The following is a 12,041-nucleotide window of genomic DNA, read 5'->3' as shown; positions in this document are numbered from 1 at the left end:
AAAACAGGTGCCGCGTCTGGTTGTGTGCAACACCTGTTTGAACCTTACCCCTTCATCCACATTCGAATGCCGTCGAGGAACATCTGAGTTGCCATCATCACCAGAATCAATCCCATCAGGCGTTCAAGTGCGTTCACCCCTTTCTCGCCCAGCAGACGTAAAAATAGCGAAGACTGTAGCAGGATGACAAAGGTGCCGCCCCAGGCCAGCAGCAGAGCAATCACCAGATGTCCCATCTGATTCGGGTACTGATGAGACAACAACATCAGCGTGGCGAGAATAGTCGGCCCGGCGACCAGCGGAATTGCCAACGGCACGATAAATGGCTCTTCACCTGCCGGAAGCCCGCTGCTATTTCCTGAAGCGCTGGGGAAAATCATCTTAATGGCGATCAGAAACAGAATGATGCCGCCAGAAATGGAGACGGTTTCTGCCCGCAGGCTAAGAAATGCCAGAATTTTCTCGCCCGCAAACAGGAACACCAGCATCACAAGGAGAGCAATAAGCAACTCTCGCACCATGATTGCCCGCCGTCTTTTCGGTTCAGTATGTTTCAGTACGGACATGAAAATAGGTAGGTTTCCGAGCGGATCCATAATCAGGATCAATAAAACTGTTGCAGAAATGATTTCATTCATAACTCAAATTCCCTGATAATTGCCGCGGACTTTCTGCGTGCTAACAAAGCAGGATAAGTCGCATTACTGATGGCTTCGCTATCATTGATTAATTTCACTTGCGACTTTGGCTGCTTTTTGTATGGTGAAAGATGTGCCAGGAGGAGACCGGCACATTTATACAGCACACATCTTTGCAGGAAAAAACGCTTATGAAAAATGTTGGTTTTATCGGCTGGCGCGGTATGGTCGGCTCCGTTCTCATGCAACGCATGGTTGAAGAGCGCGACTTCGACGCCATTCGCCCTGTCTTCTTTTCTACTTCTCAGCTTGGTCAGGCTGCGCCGTCTTTTGGCGGAACCACTGGCACACTTCAGGATGCCTTTGATCTGGAGGCGCTAAAGGCCCTCGATATCATTGTGACCTGTCAGGGCGGCGATTATACCAACGAAATCTATCCAAAGCTTCGTGAAAGCGGATGGCAAGGTTACTGGATTGACGCAGCATCATCTCTGCGCATGAAAGATGACGCCATCATCATTCTTGACCCCGTCAATCAGGACGTCATTACCGACGGATTAAATAATGGCATCAGGACTTTTGTTGGCGGTAACTGTACCGTAAGCCTGATGTTGATGTCGCTGGGTGGTTTATTCGCCAATGATCTTGTTGATTGGGTGTCCGTTGCAACCTACCAGGCCGCTTCCGGCGGTGGTGCGCGACATATGCGTGAGTTATTAACCCAAATGGGCCATCTGTATGGCCATGTGGCAGATGAACTCGCGAACCCGTCCTCTGCTATTCTCGATATCGAACGCAAAGTCACAACCTTAACCCGTAGCGGTGAGCTGCCGGTAGATAACTTTGGCGTGCCGCTGGCGGGTAGCCTGATTCCGTGGATCGACAAACAGCTTGATAACGGTCAGAGCCGCGAAGAGTGGAAAGGGCAGGCGGAAACCAACAAGATCCTCAACACATCTTCCGTAATTCCGGTAGATGGTTTATGTGTGCGTGTCGGGGCATTGCGCTGCCACAGCCAGGCATTCACTATTAAATTGAAAAAAGATGTGTCTATTCCGACCGTGGAAGAACTGCTGGCTGCGCACAATCCGTGGGCGAAAGTTGTTCCGAACGATCGGGAAATCACTATGCGTGAGCTAACCCCAGCTGCCGTTACCGGCACGCTGACCACGCCGGTAGGCCGCCTGCGTAAGCTGAATATGGGACCGGAGTTCCTGTCAGCCTTTACCGTGGGCGACCAGCTGCTGTGGGGGGCCGCGGAGCCGCTGCGTCGGATGCTTCGTCAACTGGCGTAATCTTTATTCATTAAATCTGGGGCGCGATGCCGCCCCTGCTAGTGCGTAATACAGGAGTAAGCGCAGATGTTTCATGATTTACCGGGAGTTAAATAGAGCATTGGCTATTCTTTAAGGGTGGCGGAATACACGAGTATTCACAGCCTTACCTGAAGTGAGGACGACGCAGAGAGGATGCACAGAGTGCTGCGCCGTTCAGGTCAAAAAAATGTCACAACCAGAAGTCAAAAATTCAGTTGGATGGGGTGACACAATAAAACAGGAAGACAAGCATGTCCGATCGTATCGATAGAGACGTGATTAACGCGCTAATTGCAGGCCATTTTGCGGATCCTTTTTCCGTACTGGGGATGCATAAAACCACCGCGGGACTGGAAGTCCGTGCCCTTTTACCCGACGCTACCGATGTGTGGGTGATTGAACCGAAAACCGGGCGCAAACTCGCAAAACTGGAGTGTCTCGACTCACGGGGATTCTTTAGCGGTGTCATTCCGCGACGTAAGAATTTTTTCCGCTATCAGTTGGCTGTTGTCTGGCATGGTCAGCAAAACCTGATTGATGATCCTTACCGTTTTGGCCCGCTAATCCAGGAAATGGATGCCTGGCTATTATCTGAAGGTACTCACCTACGTCCGTATGAAACCTTAGGCGCGCATGCAGATACTATGGATGGCGTCACAGGTACGCGTTTTTCTGTCTGGGCTCCAAACGCCCGTCGGGTCTCGGTGGTTGGGCAATTCAACTACTGGGACGGTCGCCGTCATCCGATGCGACTGCGTAAAGAGAGCGGAATCTGGGAACTGTTTATCCCTGGGGCGCATAACGGTCAGCTCTATAAATACGAGATGATTGATGCCAATGGCAACTTGCGTCTGAAGTCCGACCCTTATGCCTTCGAAGCGCAAATGCGCCCGGAAACCGCGTCTCTTATTTGCGGGCTGCCGGAAAAGGTTGTGCAGACTGAAGAGCGCAAAAAAGCGAATCAGTTTGATGCGCCAATCTCTATTTATGAAGTTCACCTTGGCTCCTGGCGTCGCCACACCGACAACAATTTCTGGTTGAGCTACCGCGAGCTGGCCGATCAACTGGTGCCTTATGCTAAATGGATGGGCTTTACCCATCTCGAGCTACTGCCCATTAACGAGCATCCCTTCGATGGCAGTTGGGGTTATCAGCCAACCGGCCTGTATGCACCGACCCGCCGTTTTGGTACTCGCGACGACTTCCGTTATTTCATTGATGCCGCACACGCAGCTGGTCTGAACGTGATTCTCGACTGGGTGCCAGGCCACTTCCCGACCGATGACTTTGCGCTTGCCGAATTTGATGGCACGAACTTGTATGAACACAGCGATCCGCGCGAAGGCTATCATCAGGACTGGAACACGCTGATCTACAACTATGGTCGCCGTGAAGTCAGTAACTTCCTTGTCGGTAACGCACTTTACTGGATTGAACGTTTTGGTATTGATGCGCTGCGCGTCGATGCGGTGGCGTCAATGATTTATCGCGACTACAGCCGTAAAGAGGGGGAGTGGATCCCGAACGAATTTGGCGGTCGCGAGAATCTTGAAGCGATTGAATTCTTGCGTAATACCAACCGTATTCTTGGTGAGCAGGTTTCCGGTGCAGTGACAATGGCGGAGGAGTCTACCGATTTCCCTGGCGTTTCTCGTCCGCAGGATATGGGCGGTCTGGGCTTCTGGTACAAGTGGAACCTCGGCTGGATGCATGACACCCTGGACTACATGAAGCTCGACCCGATTTATCGTCAGTATCATCACGATAAACTGACCTTCGGGATGCTCTACAACTACACTGAAAACTTCGTCCTGCCGTTGTCGCATGATGAAGTGGTCCACGGTAAAAAATCGATTCTCGACCGGATGCCGGGCGACGCATGGCAGAAATTCGCTAACCTGCGCGCCTACTACGGCTGGATGTGGGCATTCCCGGGCAAGAAACTACTGTTCATGGGGAACGAATTTGCCCAGGGCCGCGAGTGGAACCATGACGCCAGCCTCGACTGGCATCTGTTGGAAGGCGGCGATAACTGGCACCACGGTGTCCAGCGTCTGGTGCGCGATCTGAACCACACCTACCGCCACCATAAAGCAATGCATGAACTGGATTTTGACCCGTACGGCTTTGAATGGCTGGTGGTGGATGACAAAGAACGCTCGGTGCTGATCTTTGTGCGTCGCGATAAAGAGGGTAACGAAATCATCGTTGCCAGTAACTTTACACCGGTGCCGCGTCATGATTATCGCTTCGGTATTAACCAGCCGGGTAAATGGCGTGAAATCCTCAATACCGATTCCATGCACTATCACGGCAGTAATGCAGGCAATGGCGGCGCAGTACACAGCGATGAGATTGCCAGCCACGGTCGTCAGCATTCACTGAGCCTGACGCTACCACCTCTGGCCACTATCTGGCTGGTTCGGGAGGCAGAATGACACAACTCGCCATTGGCAAACCCACTCCCCTCGGCGCGCATTACGACGGTCAGGGCGTCAACTTCACACTTTTCTCCGCTCATGCCGAGCGGGTAGAGCTGTGTGTCTTTGATGCCAATGGCCAGGAACATCGCTATGACTTGCCAGGGCACAGTGGCGACATTTGGCACGGTTATCTGCCGGATGCGCGCCCGGGTTTGCGTTATGGTTATCGCGTTCATGGCCCCTGGCAACCTGCCGAGGGGCATCGCTTTAACCCGGCGAAGTTGTTGATTGATCCTTGCGCGCGGCAAATTTACGGGGAGTTTAAAGATAACCCGCTGCTGCACGCCGGTCATAATGAACCTGACTATCGCGACAACGCCGCCATTGCGCCGAAATGCGTAGTGGTGGTTGATCACTATGACTGGGAAGATGATGCTCCGCCGCGCACGCCGTGGGGCAGCACCATCATTTATGAAGCCCATGTCAAAGGATTAACGTACCTGCACCCGGAGATTCCGGTCGAGATCCGTGGCACTTATAAAGCCCTGGGGCATCCGGTGATGATCAACTATTTGAAACAGTTGGGCATTACCGCGCTGGAACTGCTGCCGGTGGCACAATTTGCCAGCGAACCACGTCTGCAACGCATGGGGCTTAGTAACTACTGGGGGTACAACCCGGTGGCGATGTTTGCGCTGCATCCGGCGTATGCCTGCTCGCCAGAAACGGCGCTGGATGAGTTTCGCGATGCAATCAAAGCACTGCATAAAGCGGGTATCGAAGTCATTCTTGATATCGTGCTCAACCATAGTGCGGAACTGGACCTCGACGGCCCGTTATTCTCGCTGCGTGGGATCGACAACCGTAGCTATTATTGGATAAGAGAAGACGGCGATTATCACAACTGGACCGGTTGTGGTAACACGCTCAATTTGAGTCATCCGGCGGTGGTAGATTATGCCAGCGCCTGCCTGCGTTATTGGGTAGAAACCTGCCACGTCGATGGTTTCCGCTTTGATCTGGCGGCAGTCATGGGCCGTACGCCAGAGTTTCGTCAGGATGCGCCGTTGTTTACCGCTATCCAGAACTGCCCGGTGCTCTCGCAGGTGAAGTTAATTGCTGAACCGTGGGATATCGCTCCTGGTGGTTATCAGGTGGGAAATTTCCCGCCGCTGTTTGCCGAGTGGAACGATCATTTCCGCGATGCAGCCCGTCGTTTCTGGCTGCATTATGATTTACCTCTGGGAGCGTTTGCCGGGCGTTTTGCTGCCTCCAGCGATGTTTTTAAACGTAATGGTCGTCTGCCGAGTGCCGCGATTAATCTCGTCACCGCGCATGACGGTTTTACGCTTCGCGACTGCGTTTGCTTCAACCATAAACACAATGAAGCAAACGGAGAAGAAAATCGCGACGGGACCAACAACAATTACAGTAACAATCATGGTAAAGAAGGGTTAGGCGGTACTCTTGATCTGGTTGAACGGCGGCGCGACAGCATTCACGCCCTGTTAACAACGTTGTTGCTCTCCCAGGGTACGCCGATGTTACTGGCCGGTGACGAACATGGTCACAGCCAGCGTGGCAATAACAATGCCTACTGTCAGGATAACCAATTAACCTGGTTGGACTGGTCGCAGGCAAGCAGTGGTTTAACCGCATTTACCGCCGCGTTAATCCATCTGCGCAAGCGCATTCCCGCTTTGATGGAGAATCGCTGGTGGGAAGAAGGCGACGGCAATGTCCGTTGGCTAAATCGATATGCTCAACCTTTAAGCACGGATGAGTGGCAAAACGGGCCGAAACAGCTGCAAATTCTGCTCTCGGATCGCTTTTTGATCGCAATTAACGCCACGCTTGAGGTAACAGAGATTGTTTTACCTGCTGGGGAGTGGCACGCCATTCCCCCATTCGCTGGAGAGGATAACCCAGTGATTACGGCTGTCTGGCAGGGACCTGCACACGGATTGTGTGTGTTCCAGAGATGATAAAAAAGGAGTTAGTCATGGTTAGTTTAGAGAAGAACGATCACTTAATGTTGGCGCGCCAGCTGCCATTGAAATCTGTTGCCCTGATACTGGCGGGAGGACGTGGTACCCGCCTGAAGGATTTAACCAATAAGCGAGCAAAACCGGCCGTACACTTCGGCGGTAAGTTCCGCATTATCGACTTTGCGCTGTCTAACTGCATCAACTCCGGGATCCGTCGTATGGGCGTGATCACCCAGTACCAGTCCCACACTCTGGTGCAGCACATCCAGCGCGGCTGGTCATTCTTCAATGAAGAAATGAACGAGTTTGTCGATCTGCTGCCAGCACAGCAGAGAATGAAAGGGGAAAACTGGTATCGCGGCACCGCAGATGCGGTCACCCAAAACCTCGACATTATCCGCCGTTATAAAGCGGAATACGTGGTGATCCTGGCGGGCGACCATATCTACAAGCAAGACTACTCGCGTATGCTTATCGACCACGTCGAAAAAGGCGCACGTTGCACCGTTGCTTGTATGCCAGTACCGATTGAAGAAGCCTCCGCGTTTGGCGTTATGGCGGTTGATGAGAACGATAAAATTATCGAATTCGTTGAAAAACCAGCTAACCCGCCGTCAATGCCGAACGATCCGAGCAAATCTCTGGCGAGTATGGGTATCTACGTCTTTGACGCCGACTATCTGTATGAACTGCTGGAAGAAGACGATCGCGATGAGAACTCCAGCCACGACTTTGGCAAAGATTTGATTCCCAAGATCACCGAAGCCGGTCTGGCTTATGCGCACCCGTTCCCGCTCTCTTGCGTACAATCCGACCCGGATGCCGAGCCGTACTGGCGCGATGTGGGTACGCTGGAAGCTTACTGGAAAGCGAACCTCGATCTGGCCTCTGTGGTGCCGGAACTGGATATGTACGATCGCAATTGGCCAATTCGCACCTACAATGAATCATTACCGCCAGCGAAATTCGTGCAGGATCGCTCCGGTAGCCACGGGATGACCCTTAACTCACTGGTATCCGGCGGTTGTGTGATCTCCGGTTCGGTGGTGGTGCAGTCCGTTCTGTTCTCGCGCGTTCGCGTGAATTCATTCTGCAACATTGATTCCGCCGTATTGTTACCGGAAGTATGGGTAGGTCGCTCGTGCCGTCTGCGTCGCTGCGTCATCGATCGTGCTTGTGTTATTCCGGAAGGCATGGTGATTGGTGAAAACGCAGAGGAAGATGCACGTCGTTTCTATCGTTCAGAAGAAGGCATCGTGCTGGTAACGCGCGAAATGCTACGGAAGTTAGGGCATAAACAGGAGCGATAATGCAGGTTTTACATGTATGTTCAGAGATGTTCCCGCTGCTTAAAACCGGCGGTCTGGCTGATGTTATTGGGGCATTACCCGCAGCACAAATCGCAGACGGCGTTGACGCTCGCGTACTGTTGCCTGCATTTCCCGATATTCGCCGTGGCGTGACCGATGCGCAGGTAGTATCCCGTCGTGATACCTTCGCCGGACATATCACGCTGTTGTTCGGTCATTACAACGGGGTTGGCATATACCTGATTGACGCGCCGCATCTCTATGATCGTCCGGGAAGCCCGTATCACGATACCAACTTATTTGCCTATACCGACAACGTATTGCGTTTTGCGCTGCTGGGGTGGGTTGGGGCAGAAATGGCCAGCGGGCTTGACCCATTCTGGCGTCCTGATGTGGTGCATGCGCACGACTGGCATGCAGGCCTTGCGCCTGCGTATCTGGCGGCGCGCGGGCGTCCGGCGAAGTCGGTGTTTACTGTGCACAACCTGGCCTATCAAGGCATGTTTTATGCACATCACATGAATGACATCCAATTGCCATGGTCATTCTTTAATATTCATGGGCTGGAATTCAACGGACAAATCTCTTTCCTGAAGGCCGGTCTGTACTATGCCGATCACATTACGGCAGTCAGCCCAACCTACGCTCGCGAGATCACCGAACCGCAGTTTGCCTACGGTATGGAAGGTCTGTTGCAACAGCGTCACCGTGAAGGGCGTCTTTCCGGCGTACTGAACGGCGTGGACGAGAAAATCTGGAGTCCAGAGACGGACTTACTGTTGGCCTCGCGTTACACCCGCGATACGTTGGAAGATAAAGCGGAAAATAAGCGCCAGTTACAAATCGCAATGGGGCTTAAGGTTGACGATAAAGTGCCGCTTTTTGCAGTGGTGAGCCGTCTGACCAGCCAGAAAGGTCTCGACCTGGTGCTGGAAGCCTTACCTGGTCTTCTGGAGCAGGGCGGGCAGCTGGCGCTACTCGGCGCGGGCGATCCGGTGCTGCAGGAAGGTTTCCTTGCGGCGGCAGCGGAATACCCCGGCCAGGTGGGCGTTCAGATTGGCTATCACGAAGCATTTTCGCATCGCATTATGGGCGGCGCGGACGTCATTCTGGTGCCCAGCCGTTTTGAACCGTGCGGCTTAACGCAACTTTATGGATTGAAGTACGGTACGCTGCCGTTAGTGCGGCGCACCGGTGGGCTTGCTGATACGGTTTCTGACTGTTCTCTTGAGAACCTTGCAGATGGCGTCGCCAGTGGGTTTGTCTTTGAAGATAGTAATGCCTGGTCGCTGTTACGGGCTATTCGACGTGCTTTTGTACTGTGGTCCCGTCCTTCACTGTGGCGGTTTGTGCAACGTCAGGCTATGGCAATGGATTTTAGCTGGCAGGTCGCGGCGAAGTCGTACCGTGAGCTTTACTATCGCTTGAAATAGTTTTCAGGAAACGCCTATATGAATGCTCCGTTTACATATTCATCGCCCACGCTTAGCGTAGAAGCTCTTAAGCACTCTATCGCTTACAAGCTGATGTTTACGATTGGCAAGGATCCGGTCGTCGCCAATAAACATGAATGGCTGAACGCAACGTTATTTGCTGTGCGCGATCGTCTCGTGGAGCGCTGGTTACGCTCAAACCGTGCCCAGTTGTCGCAAGAAACTCGTCAGGTTTACTACCTGTCGATGGAGTTTTTGATTGGTCGTACGCTTTCCAACGCCATGTTGTCGCTAGGAATTTACGAAGATGTACAGGGCGCACTGGAAGCGATGGGATTAAATCTCGAAGAGCTGATTGATGAAGAAAATGACCCGGGCCTCGGTAACGGTGGCCTGGGCCGTCTGGCGGCTTGCTTCCTCGATTCTCTGGCGACGTTAGGGTTGCCGGGGCGCGGTTACGGCATCCGCTATGACTACGGTATGTTCAAGCAGAACATCGTTAACGGTAGCCAGAAAGAGTCGCCTGACTACTGGCTGGAATACGGTAACCCGTGGGAATTCAAACGCCACAACACGCGCTATAAAGTCCGTTTTGGCGGTCGCATTCAGCAGGAAGGTAAAAAAACGCGCTGGATTGAAACCGAAGAGATTCTGGGAGTAGCTTACGATCAGATAATCCCAGGTTACGACACCGACGCGACCAACACGTTGCGTTTGTGGAGTGCCCAAGCCAGTAGCGAAATTAACCTCGGTAAATTCAACCAGGGCGACTACTTCGCGGCAGTGGAAGATAAAAACCACTCCGAGAACGTATCTCGCGTACTGTATCCGGACGACTCCACCTACTCCGGGCGTGAGCTACGACTGCGTCAGGAATACTTCCTGGTTTCCTCGACCATTCAGGACATTTTAAGCCGCCATTATCAGTTGCATAAAACCTACGATAACCTGGCGGATAAAATTGCGATTCACCTCAACGATACTCATCCGGTGCTGTCGATTCCTGAGATGATGCGTCTGCTGATCGATGAGCACCAATTTAGCTGGGACGACGCGTTTGAAGTGTGTTGTCAGGTCTTCTCCTACACCAACCACACGCTAATGAGCGAGGCGCTGGAAACCTGGCCAGTCGATATGCTGGGTAAAATTCTGCCGCGTCACCTGCAGATCATCTTTGAAATCAACGACTATTTCCTGAAAACCTTGCAGGAACAGTATCCGAACGATACCGATCTGCTGGGACGGGCGTCGATCATTGATGAATCAAACGGTCGTCGTGTGCGTATGGCCTGGCTGGCGGTTGTGGTGAGCCACAAAGTTAACGGTGTATCGGAGCTGCACTCTAACCTGATGGTGCAATCGCTATTTGCCGACTTTGCGAAAATCTTCCCGGGTCGTTTCACCAACGTCACCAACGGTGTGACGCCGCGTCGCTGGCTGGCGGTAGCGAACCCATCGCTTTCAGCCGTGTTGGACGAACACTTGGGCCGCAACTGGCGCACCGACCTTAGCCTGCTTAATGATCTGCAACAACACTGTGATTTCCCAATGGTTAATCACGCGGTGCATCAGGCGAAGCTGGAGAACAAAAAGCGTCTGGCGGAGTATATCGCCCAGCAGCTGAATGTGGTGGTAAATCCGAAATCGCTGTTCGATGTGCAAATCAAACGTATTCACGAATACAAACGTCAATTGATGAATGTGTTGCACGTGATCACCCGCTATAACCGCATCAAGGCCGACCCGGATGCGAAGTGGGTACCGCGCGTGAATATTTTTGGCGGTAAGGCGGCTTCGGCCTATTACATGGCGAAGCACATTATTCATTTGATCAATGACGTAGCGAAAGTGATCAACAACGATCCGCAGATTGGCGACAAGCTGAAAGTCGTGTTCATCCCGAACTACAGTGTTAGCCTGGCGCAGTTGATCATTCCGGCGGCCGATCTATCTGAACAGATTTCGCTGGCGGGGACGGAAGCTTCCGGCACCAGTAACATGAAGTTTGCGCTTAACGGCGCGCTGACTATCGGTACGCTGGACGGTGCGAATGTCGAGATGCTGGATCATGTCGGTGCTGACAATATCTTTATCTTTGGTAACACAGCGGAAGAAGTGGAAGAACTGCGTCGTCAGGGCTACAAACCGCGTGAATACTACGAGAAAGATGAGGAGCTGCATCAGGTGCTGACGCAAATCGGCAGCGGTGTATTCAGTCCGGAAGATCCGGGTCGCTATCGCGATCTGGTCGATTCGCTGATCAACTTCGGCGATCACTACCAGGTACTGGCGGATTATCGCAGCTATGTCGATTGTCAGGATAAAGTCGACGAACTCTACGAGCGTCAGGAAGAGTGGACCGCAAAAGCGATGCTGAACATTGCCAATATGGGCTACTTCTCTTCTGACCGTACGATCAAAGAGTACGCCGATCATATCTGGCATATTGATCCGGTGAGATTGTAAGTTCAAATACGGCTAAATACCGTGTGTTCCGCTGAAGTAATACAGAGTGGAACTCACGGTATTTCTATACACAATAAACAATAACTTTGATGTATGTTATTCTATTTAATATATACCATTAATATATATTAAATAACGATTGATGATAATGTTTTTGGTATTTTGTTATTTCAAATAATATTAATTTATTATGAATGCATTAATATTATTCATGTGATTTATGTTTTATTGCCCCTCTTACAACTCCACGTAAAAATAAATTTTATCATTATCAGTGTGTTATATGTGAGTATAAACTCACTTATTGCGGCTTTGGATTATTTTAGGTACATTACTAAGCAGCATATATAATATTATTCACTCAATTACTCTTCTAAAGAACCTTCTGGAATTAGCCAACGTCAGCTTATTTTTTTTGTGAGATATAACTTATTAACGCAGAATGTAAAAACACCAATGTTGCTTGG

Annotated in this window: 7 protein-coding genes; 6 read left to right on the top strand and 1 reads right to left on the bottom strand. The window is 51.6% G+C overall.

Features of this window, described 5'->3' with window-relative positions; translation table 11 throughout:
• Window positions 1–44 precede the first annotated feature (44 nt).
• A complete protein-coding gene (gene yhgN, locus C4F37_RS12890; protein WP_001002551.1) occupies window positions 45–638 on the bottom strand; it encodes an NAAT family transporter YhgN in 594 nt (197 codons plus the stop codon).
• A gap of 191 nt (window positions 639–829) precedes the next feature.
• On the opposite strand from yhgN, the gene asd reads away from it, so the two are divergent.
• From asd to glgP, 6 genes are all read left to right on the top strand, one after another.
• A complete protein-coding gene (gene asd, locus C4F37_RS12885; RefSeq protein WP_000799949.1) occupies window positions 830–1,933 on the top strand; it encodes an aspartate-semialdehyde dehydrogenase in 1,104 nt (367 codons plus the stop codon).
• A 272-nt stretch (window positions 1,934–2,205) separates the two neighbouring features.
• Window positions 2,206–4,392: a 1,4-alpha-glucan branching enzyme gene (glgB, locus tag C4F37_RS12880; protein WP_001283713.1), complete on the top strand. Its 2,187-nt coding sequence runs from the start codon at window positions 2,206–2,208 to the stop codon at window positions 4,390–4,392.
• Window positions 4,389–6,362, top strand: a complete 1,974-nt coding sequence (glgX, locus tag C4F37_RS12875) for a glycogen debranching protein GlgX (protein ID WP_001539975.1) — start codon at window positions 4,389–4,391, stop codon at window positions 6,360–6,362. Before glgB ends, glgX begins: the two co-directional genes overlap by 4 nt.
• 17 nt (window positions 6,363–6,379) lie before the next feature.
• The gene (gene glgC / locus C4F37_RS12870; protein ID WP_000253975.1) at window positions 6,380–7,675 is read left to right on the top strand and encodes a glucose-1-phosphate adenylyltransferase; all 1,296 of its coding nucleotides are present in this window, start codon (window positions 6,380–6,382) and stop codon (window positions 7,673–7,675) included.
• Window positions 7,675–9,108: a glycogen synthase GlgA gene (gene glgA, locus C4F37_RS12865; protein ID WP_001197646.1), complete on the top strand. Its 1,434-nt coding sequence runs from the start codon at window positions 7,675–7,677 to the stop codon at window positions 9,106–9,108. The genes glgC and glgA overlap by 1 nt, the downstream gene beginning before the upstream one ends.
• An 18-nt stretch (window positions 9,109–9,126) precedes the next feature.
• Window positions 9,127–11,574, top strand: a complete 2,448-nt coding sequence (gene glgP / locus C4F37_RS12860) for a glycogen phosphorylase (protein WP_001539973.1) — start codon at window positions 9,127–9,129, stop codon at window positions 11,572–11,574.
• Window positions 11,575–12,041: the final 467 nt, after the last annotated feature.

It is taken from the genome of Escherichia sp. R1, assembly GCF_003000935.1.
Lineage (GTDB): Bacteria > Pseudomonadota > Gammaproteobacteria > Enterobacterales > Enterobacteriaceae > Escherichia > Escherichia coli.
The sequence above is the reverse complement of the archived record's forward strand: the minus strand, read 5'-3'. Positions and strand labels throughout refer to the sequence as shown.

Excerpts from the sequence above, each read along its gene's own strand:
- yhgN (WP_001002551.1), bottom strand. The coding sequence starts at position 638 with ATGAATGAAATCATTTCTGCAACAGTTTTATTGATCCTGATTATGGAT.
- asd (WP_000799949.1), top strand. The coding sequence starts at position 830 with ATGAAAAATGTTGGTTTTATCGGCTGGCGCGGTATGGTCGGCTCCGTT.
- glgB (WP_001283713.1), top strand. The coding sequence starts at position 2,206 with ATGTCCGATCGTATCGATAGAGACGTGATTAACGCGCTAATTGCAGGC.
- glgX (WP_001539975.1), top strand. The coding sequence starts at position 4,389 with ATGACACAACTCGCCATTGGCAAACCCACTCCCCTCGGCGCGCATTAC.
- glgC (WP_000253975.1), top strand. The coding sequence starts at position 6,380 with ATGGTTAGTTTAGAGAAGAACGATCACTTAATGTTGGCGCGCCAGCTG.
- glgA (WP_001197646.1), top strand. The coding sequence starts at position 7,675 with ATGCAGGTTTTACATGTATGTTCAGAGATGTTCCCGCTGCTTAAAACC.
- glgP (WP_001539973.1), top strand. The coding sequence starts at position 9,127 with ATGAATGCTCCGTTTACATATTCATCGCCCACGCTTAGCGTAGAAGCT.